A 21,285-nucleotide genomic window follows, 5' to 3' on the forward strand; every position below is an offset into this window, starting at 1 on the left:
CTCCACAGAAGCAGGGGAATGGCGTATTCGCGCGCCGCCCCGGGCGATGACGGGCTGAAATCAGGTCCGGCACGGAAAGGGAGAGACGCGATGCGATATCTTCTGATCGTCCCCGTCGTTCTGGCGCTTGCCGGCTGCGACACGAGTTCCCAGTCGCAGCGCACCCTGGGCGGGGCCGCCATCGGCGCCGGCTCGGGCGCCCTCGTCGGCTCGGCCATCAATGGCGGGCGGGGAGCCGCCGTCGGCGCCATCGCCGGCGGAGCGGCCGGGGCCCTGATCGGCCGGGCCACGACCCCGAACGATTGCATCTTCCAGGATCGCAGCGGCCGCCGGTTCACCGGTCCCTGCCCCTGATCGACGTCCAGACATCTCAACTACCGGAGGATACCCCATGGGCGGAGCTTCCGTTCCCCTCGACGCAGAAGCCGCCGAGCGGCATCTCCTCGACTTCCTGTCCGTCGAAGGCGTCACCGGCGAGGAGGCCGCGATCGGCAAGGCCGTGAGCGACGCGCTGCTGAAGGCGGGCGTGCCCGCCGCGGCCATCCGCCACGACGACGCCCACACGCGCATCCCGCTGCCCACCCAGACGGGCAACCTCATTGTCGACCTGCCGGGCACCGCGCCCGGTCCGCGCATCATGTTCGCGACGCATCTCGACACGGTGCCGCTCTGCGCCGGAGCCAAGCCGCGCGTCGAGGGACGGCGCGTGGTCTCCGACGGCACGACGGCGCTCGGAGGCGACAACCGCACCGGCTGCGGCGTGCTGGTGACACTGGCCGAGACCCTGCTGAAGCACAAACTGCCCCACCCCCCGATCACGCTGCTCTTCACGGTGCGCGAGGAAAGCGGACTTCATGGAGCGCGCGAGCTCAAGGCCGCCGACCTGCTCAACCCCACCATGTGCTTCAACGTCGACAGCCAGAAGCCCGACGACCTGATCACCGGGGCCGTTGGACAGGAGAACTGGGAGGTTGAGATCCACGGCAAGGCGGCCCATGCCGGCCTGGCGCCCGAGAAGGGGATCTCGGCCACGCTCGTCGGCGCCATCGCACTCGCCGAGGCGCAGCGGACCGGCTGGTTCGGCAAGGTGAAGAAGGACGACGGCTACGGCACCAGCAATGTCGGCGTCTTCGGCGGTAAGAATGGCAAGCCGGCTGGCGACGCCACCAACGTCGTCACGGACTACGTGTACATCCGCGGCGAGGCGCGCAGCCCCGAATCCGCCTTCGCGACCAAGATCGCCAAGGGCTACGAGGCCGCCTTCAAGGCCGCGCAGGCGCAGGTGAAGGATGCCGACGGCAACCCGGCCGAGGTGAAGTTCACCCATGTGCCGGCCTATCCGCCGTTCCGCGTGCCCGACGACAGCCCGGCCGTGACACGCGCCACGACGGCCATGAAGGCGCTCGGCCTCGCGCCGAACCTCGTCTTCTCCCCGGGCGGGCTCGACGCCAACTGGCTCGACGGCCGCCACGGCATCCCGACCGTGACCATCGGCGCCGGTCAGCGCGAGGTGCACACCGTGAAGGAATATGTCGAACTCGACGAGTACCTGACCGGCTGCCGGCTGGCCATTCTGCTGGCCACGAGCTGAGGACCAGGTCGTCGTTGCGAGCGCAGCGAAGCAACCCAGGCCTCTTGGCGATCGCCCGGCATCGGCCCTGGATTGCTTCGTCGCTTTGCTCCTCGCAAGGACGACCTGCTCAGAACCGCCAGATCAGCGGCACGAGGAAGACCGCCACTACGAAGTAGAGCGCCATCAGCGGCGTGCCGAGGCGCCAATAGTCGCCGAACTTGTAGCCGCCGGGACCCATCACCATCAGGTTGGTGGACGTCGCGACGGGGGTCATGAACGAGGCGGCGCCCGCCACGCACAGGCTCATCATCACCGGGCGTGGCGAAACGCCCATCCCCACGGCGGCCGCCAGCGCGACGGGGATGACGATGAGCGTCGTCGCGGTGTTGCTCATGATCTGCCCCAGCGTCGCGGTGAGGACGAACAGGCCGGCCAGCAGAGCCGTGGGGCCCAGCGGCCCGGCAGCGGTCACGAGGCCGTCAGCGAGCAGCTGGGCAGCGCCGGTGCGCTCCATGGCGAGCGAGAGCGGCATCATGGCGCCGACCAGGATGACCGTCGTCCAGTTGATCGAGCGGTGAGCCGCATCGAGGCTCACCACGCCCGAGACGAGCAGCACCCCGGCGGCGAGCAGACCGGCCACGGCCGGGGGCACCAGCCCGGTCGCCAGCAGCACGACCATGCCGCCCATCGTGCCGAGCGCGATGCGCGCTCCCGCGCCCAGCGGCACGGCCTGCCGCCGGACGAGATCCGGTGAGTCGACGATCAGCACCTCGGGAGTGCCGAGGCGCTGGTCGAGCGCCTTCCAGGTGCCCTGCAGGAGGATCGTGTCGCCGGGCGCGAGTTCGATCCCGCCCTCCGCCACGTCCTGCCCGTTGCGCTGGATGGCGAGGATCACGAGGTCGCCCTCCGGCGTGATCATGCCGGGGAAGGCCTGCCGCCCCACGAGCGCCGACCGGGGCGGAATGACGATCTCGGCCAGGCCAGTGTTGCGGCTCAGCAGCGTCTCGCCTCCATCCTCGCGGAGGTCGCGGAAACTGAGGTCGCTCTCCTCGGCAAAGGCGGCCGCCATCGCCGGCTCGCCCTGCACCATCAGCATGTCGCCGGCAGCAAGAACGCCCGAGACGGGGCCGCCATGGGCGCCCGCCAGCGTCGAGACCAGCCTCAGCCCGGGCGGCAACAGGTCCGATTGTGACGGCGCACGCCCGGCCAGGGGCGATCCCTCCCGTACGCGTAGCTTGAACGTGCCGGATGCGAGCCCGTATTGCTCCACCAGCACCCGGGCGTGACGGCTGAGATCAGCGGGCATGTTGCGGCTCGTGCGCTCCGGCAGCAAGGCGCCGCCGAACAGCCGGACGATGATCACCGTCCCGATGACGAGCGGTACGCCGACCAGGGCGAATTCGAGGTAGCCGAAGCCCTGCATTCCGGCATCGAGCAGCGCATCGGATACGAGCACGTTCTTGGGCGCGCCGGTGAGCACGAGGTTGGATCCCGCATGCGCGGCGAAGGCGAGCGGCAGCAGCACCCGCGACGGCGCAACCGAGAGCCGGATGGCGGCGACGCTCGCCACCGGCAGCAGCGCGGCCACCGCGCCGTTGGCGCTGATCAGCGCCGTGAGGCCGGCCGCCAGCAGCATCAGCGTCATCAGCAATCGGGGAAAGCCGCCCGTGCCGGGATCGCCGACGAGCTTCTGCCCCACCCAGGCCGTCACACCGGTGGCATCGAGCGCGGAGCTGACGACGAAAAGGCTGGCGATGAACACGACGGAGGTGTCACCGAAGCCTTGCAGCGCCTCCGGCAGGGTCACAATGCCCGTCGCCCACAGCGCCAGCGCCGAGCCGATGGCGACCACTGTCACCGGCACCCGGTTCCAGATGAACAGGACCATGGTCCCCGCGATGATCGCGCCGGTCCACGCGATGGGGGTCATGAGACAGTCCGGGGAGCGATCCGCAGATCGTTGTCATCCCCGGCGGGCCGAAGGGCCGGGAAAGGGATCCAGCACTGTTTGGGACTCGTCTCGGGCTCCAGGAAACATAGCTTTCTCTGGAGCCCCTTGCCCTCCGCCGCTGCGCGGCTCCGGCCGGGGAAGATAGGGTTGGCGCAATCTCTCATGGGTCAGACGCCTTCCAGCAGGGCGTCGATGTCGAGCGAGGAGCGGACGCCGAGGTCGTCGCTGTGGGCGCGGTAGAAATCCTCCGCCGCGCGGCGGCCGGCGTCGCGCAGCATGGTCAGGAACTCCCACTCGGCATTGAGCTTGGAGCTGTAGCCGAGCTCCACCATGAGGTCGGAGGACACCCGATGCAGGCGCATCCTTGCCCAGCGCTCGCACTCGCCACGTCCGGGGCTGGCGGTGCGCCGGAGCAGGGCCATCATGCGCAGTTCCTTCAGGAGCACGGCGTTGAAGGAGACCTCGTTCAGGCGGTTGATGATGTCGCGCGCCGAGCGCGGCGTGCCCGGCCGCTCGATGGGGTTGATCTGCACGAGGATGGTGTCGAGTGCGTCGGAATCCCGGATCAGCGGCGTCATGGTGGGGTTGCCGGAGTAGCCGCCGTCCCAGTAGTCCTCGCCGTCGATGGTGACGGCTTGAAAGAGGGTCGGCAGGCAGGCTGAGGCGAGCAGCACGTCGGGGCTCAGCTCGTGATTGCGGAACACACGGCCCCGGCCGGTCCGCACATTGGTGGCGGTGACGAAGAGCTGCACCTCTCCCCCTGCGATGGCCGGGAAATCCACGCACTCCAACAGAATCTCGGTCAGCGGGTTCACGCCGCGGGGGTTGAGGTCGTAGGGGGACACCACCCGCGACATCATCTCCATCGCGACGAACAGCGGCGAGTTGTCGAGCGTCCAGCGGCCGAGCAGCATGTCGAGCGGACTGCGTTGGAACGGGCTGTAGCGCGCGGCATCGGCGGTCTTGCGCCAGAAATCCTCCAGCGCCCTCCGTGCACCCTCGCGGCCGCCCTTGGCGAGTCCGGACGCCATCACCGCCGCGTTCATTGCCCCGGCCGACGTTCCGGAGACGCCGTTGATGACGACCCAGTCCTCCTCCAGGACTCGGTCGAGCACACCCCAGGTGAATGCCCCGTGCGAGCCGCCGCCCTGCAGGGCAAGGTCCACCGCAAGCTCCGCACGGGCCGGCTGCGCCGCGGCCGGACGTCGCCCGCTCCTCGTCTTCTCTGCCGTTCCGCTCATCTCGATCTCCCCCGGTCCCGCTCGCGCCGTCAGCGCGACTTCACCAACCCGGAAAAGCCGGCAACCGCAAGCAGGCTGAGTGCCCAGCCCACCACCGACTCCAGGTAGAAATATGTGATCGTCACGCCGCCGAAGGGCTGCGCCGGATCCGGGCGCCAAAAGTCGCGCTGGCCGATCTCGAAGACCGGGAACAGTGCGTCCAGCGAGAACATCCAGGCGTTGAACTCCGGATAGCTCAGCGCCTCGAACTGCTCGCGGTAGCAGTGCAACTGTGGCTGCCCCGGCCTGGCGCGGCCTGGCACCGTCGCGCCACCCGGCAGCTCGACCGACGTGCCCTGCGGCATGCGGCAGCCCGTCCATTCGGCCGATCGCAGGACGACCGCGCTGTTGGGCTTCAGCGATCCCACCGTGTCTGCATGAGCGAAGACGCCGACCCCGACCAGCCAGAACAGGAACAGCCAGACGAAGGCGAGAAGCGGCTGGCGCCCATAGCCGAGCGTGACGCCGAGCACGGCGTCCTTGGCCGCCAGCGCGAAGCGCCAGAGCGGCCGGCGCGTGCGCGCCCGCCGCGCCGCACGCTGCAGCCGTTCCTTCTCCATCAGCACGCGGCGCGCGTCTTCCTCGTGGCCCATCTCGCGGAAGACGCTGGCCAGCTGCTCGTAGGGCTGCGGCCAGAAATCCTCCTTCCAGCGGCCCGGCGTCTGCCGGGAAAGCCAATCGATCCGTCCCCGCGCGTCGACCGGCCCGTCGATGAAGGCGCCGTAGATGCAGCGGTTGAGCAGCAGGTCCCCCGGGCCGGGCCACGCCGGATAGTCGTCGTGAAGCGTTCCGATCCCGGCGCCGGTGAGGTCGAGCACACCCGTCACACTGGCGCCGTCCCGCAGCAGGAACCCGCCCTGCACCTGTGCGCGGCCGAGGTCGAGGGCATCCCCGGTGGAGGCCGACAGCGTCGCCCCCCGGCAATCGAGATCGCCCTCGATCGCCGCGCCGGAGAGCCTGACCGTGCCCGAGATGGTCGCCAGCCGCAGTGAGACATTGCCGCCCGCCTCGAGCGAGGCCGCGTTCAGCGCGATGCCTTCCGGCTGCTCGATGGTGAGGCCCTGGCCCTCGACGCCGGCCTCCAGGCGCGCACCCTGCAGGTCGAGACCGCCTTCGACGGTCGTGCCGCGCAGCAGGACGGCGCTGGCGCGCAGGCCGGGGGCTGCCAGCACGGTCTCGCGCGGAAGGCGCAGGGTGGCGCCGTCGCAGGAGAGCTCGCCGCCCAGCGTGGCGCCCGCCAGGGAAAGCGTGCCGGCGATGTCGGCGCCCCGCAGCGTCACCCCGCCGCGCGCCTCCAGCCTGTCGGCATCGATCCCCGGGACAGCCGAGCCGTCGAGGAAAAGATTGTCGATCACGGCCGAGCGCAGCAGCACCGGTGCGTCGAAGCGGCAGTCCTTGAGGCCGATGTCGCGCGGCACGCGGCACCCTTCAAGGTCGAGGGCCCCTGAGATGAAGCCGCCGCTGACCCGCACACCCTTCTCGTGGAGGCGGACCTCGCCCTCGCCGCCGAGCAGCAGAAAGCGCAGGAACTGAGCCCGGACGACCCGGTCTTCGGCCGGCCCCTCCGGCCGGGTGCCGTCGCCAAGCCGGTCGAAGTCGCCGCTGCGCAGCTCCGCGACGATGACGCGCTCGGCCGGCAGCAGGGGTTCGAAGGCGGCGAGGGTCTGGCCGGTCACGTCGTGCGGCTCAGCCCGCCGCGGCGGCGCGCCGCATCAGGAACTCGGCCAGCAGCGGCACGGGCCGGCCGGTCGAGCCCTTGGCGGGTCCCGACAGGGCGGCCGTCCCGGCGATATCGAGGTGGGCCCATGGGAAAGCCTGGGCGAAGCGCGACAGGAACACGGCCGCGGTGACCGCACCCGCCGGCTGGCCGCCGATATTGGCGAGGTCGGCGAAGTTGCTGTCGAGCTGGTCGAGATAATCGTCCCACAGCGGCAGCCGCCACGCCCGGTCGCCCGCCGCCTCTCCGCTTGCGAGCAGCTCGCCGGCGAGCCCATCGTCATTGGCGAAGAGCCCGTGCGGATGACGGCCCAGGGCGATCACGCAGGCGCCGGTCAGTGTGGCGACGTCGACGACCGCCGCCGGCGAGAACCGCTCGGCATAGGTGAGCGTGTCGCAGAGCAGCAGGCGGCCTTCGGCGTCGGTGTTCAGGATCTCGACCGTCTTGCCCGACATGGTGACGACGACATCCCCGGGGCGGGTCGCCTCACCGCCCGGCATGTTTTCCGCCGCAGCGACGATGCCGACGACGTTGACGGGCAGGCCGAGCCGCGCAGTCGTCAGCATGGCGCCCAGCACCGCGCCGCCGCCGCTCATGTCGAATTTCATCTCGTCCATCCCGGCTCCCGGCTTCAGCGAGACGCCGCCGGTGTCGAAGGTGACCGCCTTGCCGACGAGGACCACTGGCGGGGAATCGTCCATGCCGCCGCGGTGGCGGAGCACAATGAGACGGCACGGATTCGCCGAGGCCCTGCCCACGGCAAGGAAGGCACCCATGCCGAGCGCCTCGACCTGCGGCCTCTCCAGCACATCCACCTCGAGCGGAAGATCGCTCGCCATGTCGCGGGCCACGGTGGCGAGATAGGCGGGGTTGCAGACATTGCCGGGCAGGTCGCCGAGCGTGCGGGCGAGCTTTACCCCTTCGGCAATGGCGAGCCCCTGCCGATGCGCGGACGCCTGCGCCCCCGTCAATGAACCCGGCAGCACCAGCAACACGCTGCCGATACTCCTTTCAGGGCCGCGGGCCGGCCGGCCGGGCAGGGCGAAGCGGTAGGCGGACTCGGCGAGGATGCGCGTCGCCTCGCGCACCTGCCACACGATGTCGCGTCCCTTTACCTGCAGATCGCCCAGCGCAATGGCGGCGTCACGCGCCGGCGATGCCGCCAGGGCGCTCGCGGCGGCGCGCATCGCGGCACGGAAGGCATCGTCACCTGCCGCACCGGCCGGTCCCGCACTCACCAGCAGAATGCGCTCGCAGGACAGGCCGGGAACACCCGCGAGGAGCAGGCTGGAGCCCGGCTTCGCGGCGAGATCCCCCGCGGCCAGCGCCCGCGAGAGAGTACCGCTCGCCAGCCGGTCCAGCGCCGCCCCCGTGCCTCCGAGCGGGTTGCCCGGCCCGGTATGGGTCGTCACCACCGCAAGCCCGGTGTGGAGCGTTTCCAGTGTCCCGCCGGCGAGGGTGACGTCCATGGCGATCTCGCGAGTGTGGGAGAGATCCTGCGGCGCTTCGATGCGTCAGAGGCCCCAGGGCAGGCCGAGGGCCTTCCAGGCTGCGAACAGGGCCGTCCAGAGCACGAACATCGTGACGACGTAGGGCAGCATCAGCGCCACAACCGTGCCGACGCCGGCGGACTTGTCGTATTTCTGCATGAAGCCGACGACGACCGCGAAATAGGCGTTGAGGGGCGTGATGGCATTCATTGGCGAGTCGCCGACGCGATAGGCCGCGAGCACCGCCTCCGGCTCGACGCCGAGCTTCATCAGCAGCGGCACGAAGACGGGCGCGAAGATGGCCCATTTCGCGATGGCGCCGGTCAGCAGCAGGTCGATGAGGGCGACCACGACGATGAAGCCGAGCAGCAGCGGCAGCGCGCCGATATTGGCGGATTGCAGCACGTCAGACAGGCTGAGCGCCATGATCGTGCCGATGTTCGTATAGGTGAAATAGGCCACGAACTGGCTGAGCACGAAGAGCAGGAAGATGGTGGGGCCGAGACCCGTCACCGCCTTCTCCATGGCCTTGATGACGTCGGTCAGGGTCTTCAGCGTGCCTGCGCCGACACCGTAGGCCCAGCCCGTGGTCAGGAAGGTGATCATGATCAGGCCGATCAGGCCGTTCATGAAGGGCGAGTTGCCGATGAGCTCGCCTGTCATGGGGTTGCGCAGCGGCGCACCCGGCGGCAGCGTCAGCAGCGCGAAGACGACGGCGACGCCGATCAGCCCGAAGAGCGCGTAACGCAGGCCCTTCGACTCGGCATCGGACAGGCCGGCGCCCGTCTTGGTTTCGACCTGGCTGTCCTTGGGGTCGTAGACGCCGAGCCGGGGCGAGATCACCCGGTCGGTGATGAAGGCGATGATGACCGTGAGGAACAGCACGGAGGCGATGGAGAACCACAAATTCGCGGCGAGGCCGATATTCGTGTTCGGGTTGACGAGCCGGCCGGCGTCGTTGGTGAACTCGACAAGCACCGCGTCGAGCGGCTTGATCAGCATGTTGATCGTGAAGGCGCCCGCCACCGCTGCGAAACCCAGCGCCAGGCCGGCAAGAGGATGGCGTCCGACGCTCATATAGGCCACGCCGGCAAGCGGGATCAGAACGAGGTAGCCGGCGTCGGCGGCGATGCTGGAGATGATGCCGACGAAGGCGAGGATGTAGGTCAGCGCCCAGGCCGGCGACACCAGCACGAGCTTGCGGATGAGCGAATTGACCATGCCCGAGGCCTCGGCGACGCCGGCACCGATCATGGCGCCGATCATCAGGCCGACGGCCGTGAAGCTCATGAAGTTCGGGATGAGCGACGAATAGAGGAAGCGGATGCCCTCGATGCTGAGCAGGCTCCGGATGTGCGTCGTCGACTGCTCGATCTTGTTCGTGTCGGGATTGATGGCCTCGATCGTCACCGACGTGCCGAAGATGGAGAGCACTGCCGACAGCACGATCACGACCGCGATGAGGATCAGGAAGATCACCACCGGATGCGGGACCATGTTTCCGACGCGTTCGACCGCGTCGAGCATCTTCTGCATCGCAGACTTTTCGCCCTGCGCGGCCTCGCTTCCGGCCTTCATCCCCTGACCTCCGTGACGGTGTTCTCTGAAGAGGCGCTCTTGGCTTTCCTGTCGCCGTTTTCATCTGGCTTCGTCTGGTCCGGCGTGCGCACCTTCTGCCCCGGATGCAGGGCCTGCGTTCCCGCCGTGACGACGATGTCGCCGGGCTCCAGGCCCTCGGCCACGATGGCCCGGCCCGTTTCGAAACGGAGGATCTCGACAGGGCGCAGGGCGACGGCCGAAGTGGCGGGATCGACGACCCACACGGCAGGCGCCGGTCCCGCGGCGGTCAGCGCCGAGGCCGGGATGGCGACCACCACGTTGGACGCGAGATCGACCGCCGCGGTCACGGGTGCGCCGAGGCGCATTGCCTCGGGCGGATCCTCGAGGCCTATGCGCACGCGGAAGGTTCGCGTCACCGGATCGGCCTCGGGCGACACCTCGCGCACGCGGCCCGCGGCGGTCACCGACGGATCGGACACCAGCGAAACGCGCACGGCCTTGGCCGAGGAACCCGACTGCAGAAGGGCGGCTGGCACCTCCACCACCGCGTCGCGGCCATCGTCCCGCGCGATGCGGACCACCATCTGGCCGGGCTGCACGACCTCGCCCGGCTCGGCGCCGATTGCGGTCACGGTGCCGGCCGCATCGGCCTTCAGCTCGGTGAAGCCGAGCCGGTCGCGCGTCGCGTCGGCCCGGGCCTCGGCGTCCTCCAGCCGGGCGAGGGCAGTCTCGTAGTCCTGCCGGGCCTGGTCGTAGCGTGGCCGGGTGGTGAAGCCCTGGGCCAGCAGTCGCTCCTGGCGCTCGTAGCTGTTGCGCGCCGTGGAGACCTCGCCACGCGCCGCGGTGAGCGTCGCGCGGGCTGCCTTCAGGGCGTTCTCCTCGGTCGCGGGATCAAGGCGGGCGATCAAATCGCCGGCGGCGAGGCGCGCGCCGATCTCGGCCTTGCGCTCGATGACGCGCCCACCGATCCGGAAGGCCGCCTCCACGTCTTTGCGGGCCTGGATGTCGCCCGTGACGCGCACCTCCTCGGTGAGCGTCGCCGGCTCGACGACGACCACGCCGACGGGGCGGCCCCTGGCCGCCTCGTCGTCCTGGCCGTCACCGCAGGCGGAGAGCAATGGCATCGCCGCGGCAAGGAGGAGCGCGGCGCGCATGGAGCGGCTCTTGGCCAAGCGGCTCATGGCGTCGCCTCCGCGGGTTCGGTCGGCGCGGGCGCGGGCGGAGCTGTCTCCCCGCGTTCGAAGGCTGTGACGTAGAGCGTCGGCAGAAAGACGAGGGTTAGCAGCGTGGCCACCAGCAGCCCGCCCATGATGGCGAAGGCCATCGGCCCCCAGAACACGGTCGGCGCAATCGGGATCATGCCCAGCACGGTCGAGACGGCCGTGAGCATGATCGGTCGGAAGCGCGTGGTGCTGGCGTCGATGGCGGCCTGCTTGACCGTCTTGCCCGCTTCCCGCTCGGCCTCGATCTGGCCGACGAGGATGACGGCGTTCTTGATAATGATGCCGATCAGGGCGAGCACGCCGAGGATGGCGACGAAGCCGAGCGGCCGGTTGAAGACCAGCAGGGCCAGGACGATGCCGATGAGGCCGAGCGGCGCGATGCTGACGACGACCGCGAGCCGGCCGAAGCTCTGCAGCTGCGCCATCAGCACGGTGAGCATCAGGAAGATCATCAGCGGGACGACGGCGACGACGGAAGCCTGCGACTTGGCGCTCTCCTCCACCGTGCCGCCGGTGTCGATGCGGTACCCCGCCGGCAGGCTGGCGCGCAGCTTGGCGAGGGCCGGCTCGATCTGCGCCACCACGGGGTCGGGCAGCGTGCCGGGACGGATGTCCGCCTCCACGGTAAGTGTCGTCACGCGGTCGCGCCGCCACACGAGCGGGTAGTCCTGGCCGTACTCGAAGGTGACGAACTGCGAGAGCGGCACGGTTCGGCCGGAAGGGGTGGCGACCTGCAGGGAGCGCAGCGTCTCCACCGTCGCTCTCTCGTCGTCCCTGGCCCGGGCGACCACGTCGACGAGGTAGATGTCGTCGCGGACCTGCGTGATCGGGGCTCCCGTCAGCGCCGTCCCCAGCGCGGCCGCGACGGCTTGCGAGCTGAGGCCGAGGCGGCGGACCTCGTCCTGGTCGACGCGCAGGCGAAGTTCGCGCGAGGGCTCGATCCAGTCGAAGGCGACCTGCTTGATCGCCCCGTTCCCCGCCACGACCTGTGCCACCTGCATCGCGGTGTCGCGTACCTTGGCGATATCCGGACCACTGATACGGTACTGGACCGGCCAGCCGACGGGCGGCCCGAGTTCCAGCGGGTAGACCCGGGTGACGAGTCCGGGGAAGTCGGTGGCGAGTTTCGTCTCGAGCTTCTTCTGCAGCCTGTCCCGGGCATCGACGTCCTTCGCCACCACGACGGCCTGGCTGAAGAAGGGGTTGGGCAGCTGCGCGTTCAGCGGCAGGTAGAAGCGGATGGCACCCTGCCCGACATAGGTGCTCCAGCGGTCGACGTCGGGATCGCCCTTGAGCAGAGCGTCGAAACGGGCTGAGACATCCTCGCTCGCCTGCATCGAGGCGCCCTGCGGCAGGCGGAGGTCGACGAGGAGTTCCGTGCGGTCGGAGGCCGGGAAGAACTGGCGCGGCACCAGCGGCAGGGCGAGCAGCGCCAGCACGAACAGGCCGAGCGTCGCCGCGATCGTGATCCATCGCATATTTATTGCGGTGGCGAGCAGGCCTCGGAAGGCCTTCACCAGGCCGCCCTCGGACGTTCCCGTCTGGGCCGGCGGCTTCAGGATGGCGACGCCCAGCACCGGCGCGAACACGACGGCCACGAACCACGACACGATCAGCGCGATGCTGACGACCGCGAAGAGCGAGAAGGTGTATTCGCCGGCCGAGCTCGCCGCGAAGCCGATCGGCACGAAGCCCGCGATCGTGACGAGGGTCCCGGCCAGCATCGCCATGGCGTAGTGGCGGAAGGCGAACGTCGCCGCCTCGCGCTTGGGTTCGCCCGCTGCCAGCCGCGAGACTGTGGCGTCCGTCGTCGTCATCGCATCATCGACGAGCAGCGCCAGCGCAATGATCAGCGCGCCCAGCGACACGCGTTGCATGTCGATATGGGCGAGGTCCATCAGCGCAAAGACAATGGCGAGCGTCAGCGGGATGGCGAGCGCCACCACGAGACCCGCGCGCACGCCGAGCGCGATGAAGCTGACGACGAGAATGATCGCGACGGATTGCCAGAGCGACGTCATGAAGTCGGCGATGGCGTGGTCCACCGTCACCGCCTGGTCGGCGACGAGCGTCGCCTCGATGCCGTGCGGCAGGTCGGCCTGGACGCGGGACATCGCCTCCTTGACGGCCTTGCCGAGCGAAAGGATGTCGCCGCCGTCGCGCATGGCGATGGCCAGCCCGATGGCCTCTTTTCCGTTGACGCGGAACATCGGCTGGGACGGGTCGGCGAAGCCGCGCCGGATCGTGGCGATGTCGGCGAGGCGAACCATCCGGTCGCCGACCGCGAAGCTGAAGTTGCGCAAGTCCTCCTCGCCGGAGAAGGCGCCGGATACCCGCACCGTCAGGCGCTCCTTGTCGGTGTCGACGCTGCCGGACGGGCGCACGACGTTCTGGCTCTGCAGCGCGGCGATCAGCGCGCCGCGATCGATGCCGAGCCGCGCCAGTTCCTGCGTCGAGAACTCGATGAAGATCCGCTCGTCCTGCGCTCCGATGATGTCGATCTTGGAGACGTCCGGCACCTGCAGCAGGTCGGAGCGGATGTCCTCGACCCGGTCCCGCAGTTCGCGCCGGCTGAAGCCATCGGAGGTGAAGCCGTAGATGATGCCGAACGTGTCGCCGAAGCGGTCGTTGAAGAACGGCCCCAGCACGCCCTGCGGCAGAGTGTGGCGCATGTCGCCGACGAGGTTGCGAGCCTCCTGCCAGATGCCTTGCACCCGCGCGCCGGGCACCGACTGCTTCAGGTTGACGAAGATCGTGGTGATGCCGCGCGTCGTGTAGCTGCGCAGGAAGTCGACGTCGGGCGTCTCCTCGAGCGTGCGTTCCAGCCGCTCGGTCACCTGCTTCAGCATGTCCTCCTGGGTCGCGCCGGGCCACGCAGCCGAGACGACCATGGTCTTGATGACGAAGGAGGGGTCCTCGGCGCGCCCAAGGCGGTTGAACGCAAGCACGCCCGCGGCCACCGCCACGATCATCAGGTAGACGACGAGGGAGGTGTGGCGCAGTGCCCAGTCAGAGAGGTTGAAACGCTTCACGGCTCAACCCCCGCCAGTCGCACCTTCTGTCCGGGCTGGAAGCCGTTGACGCCGGCGGTCACCACCACGTCGCCGGGCGCAAGACCCTTGGCGACCACCACCGTCGCCGGGTCGTCCCGCTCCACCTGCACCGGCCGCAGCGCCACGGTCTCCTTCAGCGGATCGACCACCCAGACGGCGGGCTCGGGACCGCTTCGCACGAGTGCCGTGGCCGGGATGGTGAACCCGCCGGACGGCCCGGGCGAGAAAGAGCCCTGGACGGACTGGCCGAGGTTCAGTCCCGTCGGAGGATCGGCCAGTCCGACGCGCACGCGGAACAGCCGGGTCACGGGGTCGGCCTGCGGCGAGATCTCACGAACCCGGCCCGCCGCCCGCACCGAAGGATCCGCCGCGGACTGCACGCTGACCCGCTCGTCAGGCCCGAAAGCGTCGAGCGCATCCGCCGGAAGGTCGAAGACGGCGTCGCGTCCGTCCCTGCGCGCCATCCGCAGCACCATGCGGCCGGCCTGGACGACCTCGCCCGGCTCGGCCCCGACGGCCGTCACGACGCCCGGCGCGTCGGCACGCAGCTCCGTGAAGCCGACGACGTCCTCGGCGATGCGGACCTGCGCGGCCGCCGCCTCGACCTGGGCACCGGCGGCCTTCCGGGCCTGCTCGGCCGCCTCCAGGTCGGCGGTGGACGTCACCCCGCGCTGGTGAAGGTGGGACTGGCGCTCGAAACGGCCTTGCGCCTGACGCAGCACGCCCTCCGTTGCAGCCAGTGCCGCGCGAGCCGAGCGAAGCTCGTTCAGCTCCGTCTCGGGATCCAGCCTGGCCAGCAACTGCCCGTCCTTGACCGCGGCGCCGACCCCGGCGAGGCGCTCGCTGACCCGGCCGGGGATGCGGAAGGCGAGGGACACCGTGTCGGCCGCCTCGATGCGGCCGGAGAACGTCGTGACGGCCCCTGCCTCGGCGGCCGCCACCGTTATCGTCCGCACAGGGCGGGCAGGACCCTTCGCGGTCGTGCCGTCGTCCCCGCCACAGGCACCGGCCAGCGTGGCGAGTGCGACGGCGGCGGCCATGCGGGAGAGGGAGCCGGTCATCGCGCCGCCTCCCCGCGTGGTGCGAGCCAGCTGGCGCCCATGACGAGGAAGGCCAGGCCGGCCAGCGCCATGGCGAGCCCGGCCATCTCGCCCGCGGTTTCGACGGAAGGGTAGGGGAAGCGCAGCACCAGCCCAACCGCCACCGCAAGGGTGACCAGGCCGGCCGCAACCGGCCAAAACCAGCCACGCTCGGGCCTGATGCGCAGGCCGAGCCCGAGCTGCGTGATGCCTTGCACGGCAAGCACGACGGTGACGACGAGGGCGATGGCCGCGGCGCCCTTCATCGGCTTGACGATGATGAGCAGCCCCCCCACCACTTCGGCTGCCCCGAACAGCAACTGCCAGCGGAAGCCGTGCCATGTCCGGTCGCGCAGGGTCTGCGCGATGATGACGACACCGCCGAGCAGGACGAGAATGCCGAGCCCGGTGCCGGTGGCCGCCGTCGCGGCGTCAGGCAGCAGGATGGCGAGGACGCCGAAGGCGAAGAGCATGGCGCCCAGCACCATGAACCGAACCCCGCGCGAGCGGCGCGAGACGGGTGCATTGGCTTCGGCCACGGGTCCCGCCGCATCCATGGCCGTCAAGTCCCGGCCCCGAACGACGCGGTCGACACACCCATGGGAATCTCCGGCACCTGCCCCTGCGGCCCAGCCGGTGACGGCTTTGGGCCTCGCTCAGCGTGGTAGCAACGGCCCCGGGGGGTTGGATCGGCTCAGAATCCCAATCCTGCGCGCACGATCCCAAACTTCAGCTCGAGGTCGCAGGGATGGCGGCCGCGCCACGGCGAGCCACCGCGACGCCCCGTACGAGCGCCAGCCCGGCGAGGGCTACGAACACCATGGGCCAGTAGATGCCCTGCCCCCAGCTGTCCGACATGAATCCCGAGAGGCTGGTGAGAGCTGCCATCGCGATGGCCCACACGGCGGCAAGCCAGGCCTGCGCCTGGGCCTTCCCGGCCTGCGGAGCGATGGCGGCGAGAAGGAACACGCTGCCGAGATGCGTGGCTCCGAAGCTCAGCCCGTGCAGCAGCTGCAGCGGAGCCAGCACCGCCAGGGGAGGATCGAACGCCATCACCGCCCAGCGCAGCGCAGCAGCGGCGGCCCCCGCGCTCAGCAGCCGCAGAGCGCCCGCATCGCCCGCCGCAATCGTGCCGGCCATGAGGAAGAACAGCACCTCCCCGGCAATGCCGAGGGACCACAGGATGCCCAGCGTCGTGCCGGAATAGCCCAGCGACTGCCAGTGCAGAGTGCCGAAGGCGTACACCGCGGCATGGCTTGCCTGCACCAGCGCCGGCCCGGTGACCGCAAGGGCCAGAACACCGTAACCCGCCGTGGCCGCAGCCGCCGGGACGGTGCCGGCCGCCGGAGTGGCCGTCTTCCCCACCTCCGGCAGTGCCAGCGTGGCAAGCGCGACAGCCAGCGCCGCGGCGCCGAGCAGCGTGACGACGGCGCCGGGCGAGCGCTCCGCGACGATGGCACCGCCGGCGAAGCTCGCCGCCGCGAAGGCGACGGAACCGGCCAGGCGTATGCGGCCGTAGCGTCGCTCCGCGGATGTCTGCCCGACGAGGATGCGAAGCGTCGCGGCATCGGTGAGCGCGATCAGTGGACCCTGCGCGAGAGCGATGAGCCCGACGACCAGCGCGATTGCGGCGAGGCCGTGGGCCAACGGGAGGAGCAGAAAACCGGCAGCGGCGGCGCACGCGCAGGCGATGATGGCGGGGCGGATGCGGCCGGTCAGGTCGGCCAGCGCCGCGATGGCGGGATTGGCGACGATCCGCAGGGCGAAGGGAAGCGCCAGGACGAAGCCGATCTCCGCAGCGTCGAGCGACCGCGATTGCAGCCACACGGGGAAGAAGGGCAGGTTGACGCCGAGCTCGAAGAACAGCACGGCGTAGAGGAGGGTGAGGCGCGGACCCGCGCCGATCGCGGGCACGACGCTCAGGCTTGTGCCGCACCGCCCGCCGCGGTGCGCGGCGGTTGCCAACGCGTCACGCGCTGGGCCAGTGCCACCTCCCGCGCTTCGCTCGGGCTGAGCTCAAACTCCTTGCGGAAGGCACGGCTGAACGTCGAGTGATCGAGGAAGCCGACTTCGGCGGCGATGAGATTGACCGAGCGCATCTCGGTGGGATCGCTGAGCAGACGTCGCGCCTGGTGCAGGCGCTCACGCTGGATGAAGGCGGCCACGCCGCCGGATTCCTCCAGCACGCGGTAGAGCTTGGAGCGGGACACGGCGAGCAGCCGGACGAGCTGCCCCGGTCCGAAATCCGGAGAAGCCATGTTCTGCCGCACGACGTGGCGCGCCCTGTCGAGAAGCAGGGAGGAGAGCGGCGAGTCTGCTTCCATGCTCCGGGACCGGCCCGGCGCCACGCAGCCCGCGACAAGCTGGCGTGTCGGTTCAGCCAATGCGTCTGCTTGTACCTCCGTCAGGAAGGGCAGTCGCGCCGCAAGGCTCATGAGGTAATCTGTAAGCAACGCCGCCATGGGGGATTGGATCACGCTGCCGTGCACCTCGTCGAGGTCAGCCGCCTCGCGCGGGTCGCCCCGGCGGGGGAGATGCAGCGTAAAGACCCGGCCATCCCGCCCGCGCCCCTCGAAGGGCAGCGCGAGAGAGCGGAAGGACACGACCGGGGTCACGGTATCGTGGGGCCAGGCGATGACGAGGCACCAGTCGTCGCTGTGCAGGTTGGGCCGGTGGCGCCATGCCCGGGCGGGCGCATCGCCGAGCTCGTAGCGGGCGAACCGGAGGTCACCGAAGACCCACTCGTCGGCATCGGCGGGGAAAGCCGGCGCCGGCGCCGTTGCCGGCAGGAGCTCCACGATGCCCGACAGCATGCCCCGCCAGGCCTCGAATTGGTCCCGGCGATGCAGCCCGCGTGTCGAGAATTGCCGCATCGCCAGGGGACGGTCGTTTTCGGCAGAAACGTCGGGGTGCGATCCCATCGTTCTCTCAGCTCAACGGGCTTGATCGTGACAGGCGGAACGCCAGCAAGCGCGGTGGTCCCTGCTGCCTTGTTGCGACAGCATAGCTGGGGCCGAGCAACACGTAATGTACTTTATTGTCTCAGGTCAGCGATTTAGCTAAGATTTGTTATTGTACGGTGGTGTGGCTATCATGTTTGCGGGCCGTGTTGCGCGCATCAGGATCGCACAGAACTCAAAACCGCCAGATGAGCGGGACGATGAACACCGACACCACGAAGAACCACAGCAGCAGCGGCAGGCCGAGCTTCCAGTAGTCGCTGAAGACGTACCCTCCCGGCCCCATCACCATCAGGTTGGTGGGGGTGGCGATGGGCGTCAGGAATGCGCCCGCCGCCGCCACGGCCACGCTCATCAGGACGGGGCGGGGAGACACGCCGAGGCTCTGCGCCGCGGCGACGCCGATGGGGATCACGATGAGCGCCGTCGCCGTGTTGCTGATCAGCTGGCCCATGATGGCGGTCAGTACGAAAAGGCCGGCCAGCAGCGCGACTGGCCCGTGGTCTCCGACGGCCCCGACGAGAGCCTCGGCCAGCAGCTTGGCGGCACCGGTCTCCTGCATCGCGGTGGAGAGCGGCATCATGGCGCCGACGAGGATGACCGTCGTCCAGTCGATCGCCCGGTAGGACTGCTCGACGGAGACCACATGGGTCAGGATCAGCGCGCCCGCGGCGAGCAGGCCCGCGATGGCCGGCGGCACGGCGCCGGTGGCGAGCAGGACGACCATGACCAGGAGGATCGCGATCGCCTGCTTGGCGCCTGCGCCCAGCGGCACGGCCTGCCGGCGCACGACGTCCGGCGAGTTCACGACCAGCACGTCGGGATCGCTGAGATGCGTGTCGAGCGCCTTCCACGTGCCTTGCAGCAGAAGCGTGTCGCCCGCCTGAAGAACGGTCGTGCCTTCGCCCAGCACCTCGTTCTGCCGCTGCACGGCGATGATGATGAGGTCGCCGCTCTCGGTGACCATGCCGGGGAAGACGCTCTGGCCGATCATCGCGGAGCGCGGCGGGATCATCACCTCGGCAAGGCCCGAGCTGCGGTTGAAGAGCGTGTCGGCGGCGCCGTCCGCCTCGTCCTCGCGGAAGGCGAGGTGCATGTCGGCCGCGTAGGCCGCCGCTGCGTCCGCCTCGCCGCGGACGAGGATCATGTCGCCCTCGGCGACGGGCCGGCGCAACGGTGCGGCGGTCGGCTCCTGCACGCCGATGAGTTGCAGGCCGCCACGTCCGGCAAGGTCGACCGCCGTCGCCGGCTGTCCGACATAGGGGCATGAGCCGCGAACGCGCAGCTGGAAGACGCCGGATGCGAGGCCGTACTGCTCGACCAGTGTCCTGGCATGGCGGCTGAAGTCCGCAGGCATGGACGGCCCGTTGCGCTTGGGCAGCAGGCGTTCGCCGAAGAGGACGATGATGGCCAGCGTGCCTGCCAGAAGGGGGACGCCGACCAGCGTGAACTCGAAGAAGCCGAAGCGGGGCAACCCGGCCTCGACTGAGGCATTGCTCACCAGCACGTTCACGGGGGTGCCCGTGAGCGCCAGCATCGATCCCGCATGAGCCGAGAAGACGAGCGGCATCAGCAGCTGCGAGGTCGGGCGCTTCAGGCGCATGGCCATCACCACGACCACGGGCAGCAGCGCCGCCACCGCGCCATTGACGCTGATCATCGCCGTCAACAGGGAGACGAGCAGGCCGGTGAGCACCAGGAGCCGGGTCCGGCTGTCCTCGCCGGCGCGGGCGATCAGCTGCTGGCCGGCCCAGGTCGTGACACCGGTGCGCTCGAGCCCGGCGCTGACGACAAACAGCGTGGCGATGAAAATCACCGAGGGATCGCCGAGCCCCGCCATGGCTTTCGACAGCGGCAGCACGCCAGTCGCCCACAGTGCAACCGCGACGCCGAGGGCGACGATGATGACCGGGATCCGGTTCCAGACGAAGAGGACGACTGCCGCCGCAACGATCAAGCCGGTGAGTGCGATGGGGCTCACGCCTCGTTCCTCCCGCTGCCCAACGCGGCAGGTGCGGACGCCATGGGGTCCGCGCTGCCACACGCTGAGCGATAGCATCGCTCAGGTTCAGCCTTGAAGAGCACAGAATCCCAGATTGTGCCGGCCGTCTCAGAGTGGTTCGAGCGTCGCGACGCCGGTCCCCGCGCTGGCGTGATCGCGGCTGGGCAGCTACTTTGCTCGCATCGGTTGTGATGCGGAGACGTGCGTGGCGAGGAGACCGGTGCAGCGCGGGACAGTCACCGGGATGCTGGTCCTCCTCGCCGTCGCGCTGTTGGCTGCCTGCTCGTCGCCGCCCGGCCGCCTGCTGGCGCCTGTCGCTCCCGACCCCGCGGCCACCACGGTCGACCTGCTGGCCGCCACGACGCGTGACGTCGATGACGACCCGGCAGTGCTGTTCGGCGGCGACAGGGGCGACGGCGTCTCCTACGCCGCGCTCGACGTGTCACTGCCCCCGGGGCGCGATCCCGGGACGCTTCAATGGCCCCGTTCGGCTCCGGCCGATCCGGCGCGGGAATTCGCTGTACTCGCCGCCGAGCGCATCGACCGCAGCAAGGTGCGGGACTGGCTGAAGGGTCATGCCGGGCGGCAGGGCCGCCTCTTCGTCTTCGTTCACGGCTACAATACCAGCTTCGGGCGCGCGGTCTTCCGCTTTGCCCAGCTCGCGCACGACACGGACGCTGCCGCCGCGCCCGTTCTCTTCTCCTGGCCGTCTCGCGGGCGGCTGCTCGACTACAAGCGCGACAGCGACAATGCGAGTTATTCGCGATCGGACCTCGGCGCGCTGCTCGAGACGGCCCTCGCCCTTCCCGAGATCCGGGAGATCACGATCCTCGCGCACTCGCTCGGCAGCTGGGTGGCGATGGAGGCGGTGAGGCAGGTCGGGCTTGCCCACCATGGCGTGCCCTCCAAGATCCGCAACCTCGTGCTGGCGGCTCCCGACCTCGACGTCGGCGTGTTCCGCCGGCAGCTGGAGGACATGGGGCCGCGGCGTCCCCAGGTGACGCTGTTCGTGGCGAGCAGCGACAGGGCCCTGCAGGTCTCGGCCATCCTCACGCGCGGCATGACGCGGCTCGGCGCCATCGATCCCACGCAGGAGCAATACCGCGAGCAGTTCGCCGGCCTCTCCGGGGTGACCATTCTCGACCTGTCCGCCCTGCGATCGGGCGACCGCATCAACCACGATCTCTACGCCCAGAGCCCCGCCGTGGTGCGCCTCATCGGCGACCGCCTGCTCGCCGGCCAGGTCGTGACCGACGAGGATGCGGACATTCTGGCCGGCGCCGACGGCCCGGTTGCCGCTGCTGCGGGCGCGCTGGTCACCGCTCCCATCCGCATCTTCCAGGCAGGCAAGCCGCAGTAGGTCCGCCCCGCGCGCCCCGGCAAGGCTGGAGCGGGGG

General features: G+C 69.9%; 15 protein-coding genes. 3 read left to right on the forward strand and 12 right to left on the reverse strand.

The window, feature by feature from the left end; genetic code table 11:
- Window positions 1-90 precede the first annotated feature (90 nt).
- Together AC5JCN_RS20985 and AC5JCN_RS20990 are read left to right on the forward strand one after the other, a co-directional pair.
- The gene (locus tag AC5JCN_RS20985) at window positions 91-354 is read left to right on the forward strand and encodes a YMGG-like glycine zipper-containing protein (RefSeq protein ID WP_495757030.1); all 264 of its coding nucleotides are present in this window, start codon (window positions 91-93) and stop codon (window positions 352-354) included.
- Window positions 355-391: 37 nt separating this feature from the next.
- Window positions 392-1,591: a M20/M25/M40 family metallo-hydrolase gene (locus AC5JCN_RS20990; protein WP_495757031.1), complete on the forward strand. Its 1,200-nt coding sequence runs from the start codon at window positions 392-394 to the stop codon at window positions 1,589-1,591.
- Window positions 1,592-1,700: 109 nt separating this feature from the next.
- Here the strand turns inward: AC5JCN_RS20990 and AC5JCN_RS20995 are convergent, their stop codons facing one another.
- The 12 genes from AC5JCN_RS20995 to AC5JCN_RS21050 all read right to left on the reverse strand — a co-directional run bounded on the left by AC5JCN_RS20995 (window position 1,701) and on the right by AC5JCN_RS21050 (window position 19,867).
- Window positions 1,701-3,503: an SLC13 family permease gene (locus AC5JCN_RS20995; protein WP_495757032.1), complete on the reverse strand. Its 1,803-nt coding sequence runs from the start codon at window positions 3,501-3,503 to the stop codon at window positions 1,701-1,703.
- Between the two features lie 188 nt (window positions 3,504-3,691).
- Window positions 3,692-4,765: a patatin-like phospholipase family protein gene (locus tag AC5JCN_RS21000; RefSeq protein ID WP_495757033.1), complete on the reverse strand. Its 1,074-nt coding sequence runs from the start codon at window positions 4,763-4,765 to the stop codon at window positions 3,692-3,694.
- A gap of 29 nt (window positions 4,766-4,794) precedes the next feature.
- The gene (locus AC5JCN_RS21005; RefSeq protein ID WP_495757034.1) at window positions 4,795-6,480 is read right to left on the reverse strand and encodes a hypothetical protein; all 1,686 of its coding nucleotides are present in this window, start codon (window positions 6,478-6,480) and stop codon (window positions 4,795-4,797) included.
- 10 nt (window positions 6,481-6,490) lie between these two features.
- Window positions 6,491-7,990, reverse strand: a complete 1,500-nt coding sequence (locus tag AC5JCN_RS21010) for a leucyl aminopeptidase (RefSeq protein ID WP_495757035.1) — start codon at window positions 7,988-7,990, stop codon at window positions 6,491-6,493.
- Between the two features lie 45 nt (window positions 7,991-8,035).
- Window positions 8,036-9,589 (reverse strand): AbgT family transporter, encoded by a 1,554-nt coding sequence (locus AC5JCN_RS21015; RefSeq protein WP_495757036.1) that lies wholly within the window; start codon window positions 9,587-9,589, stop codon window positions 8,036-8,038.
- The gene (locus tag AC5JCN_RS21020; RefSeq protein WP_495757037.1) at window positions 9,586-10,752 is read right to left on the reverse strand and encodes an efflux RND transporter periplasmic adaptor subunit; all 1,167 of its coding nucleotides are present in this window, start codon (window positions 10,750-10,752) and stop codon (window positions 9,586-9,588) included. Before AC5JCN_RS21020 ends, AC5JCN_RS21015 begins: the two co-directional genes overlap by 4 nt.
- Window positions 10,749-13,826: an efflux RND transporter permease subunit gene (locus AC5JCN_RS21025; protein WP_495757038.1), complete on the reverse strand. Its 3,078-nt coding sequence runs from the start codon at window positions 13,824-13,826 to the stop codon at window positions 10,749-10,751. Before AC5JCN_RS21025 ends, AC5JCN_RS21020 begins: the two co-directional genes overlap by 4 nt.
- Window positions 13,823-14,908, reverse strand: a complete 1,086-nt coding sequence (locus AC5JCN_RS21030) for an efflux RND transporter periplasmic adaptor subunit (protein WP_495757039.1) — start codon at window positions 14,906-14,908, stop codon at window positions 13,823-13,825. The genes AC5JCN_RS21025 and AC5JCN_RS21030 overlap by 4 nt, the downstream gene beginning before the upstream one ends.
- The gene (locus AC5JCN_RS21035) at window positions 14,905-15,483 is read right to left on the reverse strand and encodes an HdeD family acid-resistance protein (RefSeq protein WP_495757040.1); all 579 of its coding nucleotides are present in this window, start codon (window positions 15,481-15,483) and stop codon (window positions 14,905-14,907) included. The genes AC5JCN_RS21030 and AC5JCN_RS21035 overlap by 4 nt, the downstream gene beginning before the upstream one ends.
- Window positions 15,484-15,655: 172 nt before the next feature.
- Window positions 15,656-16,840, reverse strand: coding sequence for an MFS transporter (locus AC5JCN_RS21040; protein WP_495757041.1), 1,185 nt, complete (start codon window positions 16,838-16,840; stop codon window positions 15,656-15,658).
- A gap of 5 nt (window positions 16,841-16,845) precedes the next feature.
- Window positions 16,846-17,847, reverse strand: a complete 1,002-nt coding sequence (locus tag AC5JCN_RS21045; RefSeq protein WP_495757042.1) for a helix-turn-helix transcriptional regulator — start codon at window positions 17,845-17,847, stop codon at window positions 16,846-16,848.
- Between the two features lie 214 nt (window positions 17,848-18,061).
- Window positions 18,062-19,867, reverse strand: coding sequence for an SLC13 family permease (locus tag AC5JCN_RS21050; protein WP_495757043.1), 1,806 nt, complete (start codon window positions 19,865-19,867; stop codon window positions 18,062-18,064).
- A gap of 226 nt (window positions 19,868-20,093) precedes the next feature.
- Here AC5JCN_RS21050 and AC5JCN_RS21055 point away from each other — a divergent pair, with 226 nt between their 5' ends.
- The gene (locus AC5JCN_RS21055; RefSeq protein ID WP_495757044.1) at window positions 20,094-21,248 is read left to right on the forward strand and encodes an alpha/beta hydrolase; all 1,155 of its coding nucleotides are present in this window, start codon (window positions 20,094-20,096) and stop codon (window positions 21,246-21,248) included.
- Window positions 21,249-21,285: the final 37 nt, after the last annotated feature.

The sequence above is a fragment of the Alsobacter sp. genome (assembly GCF_059501845.1).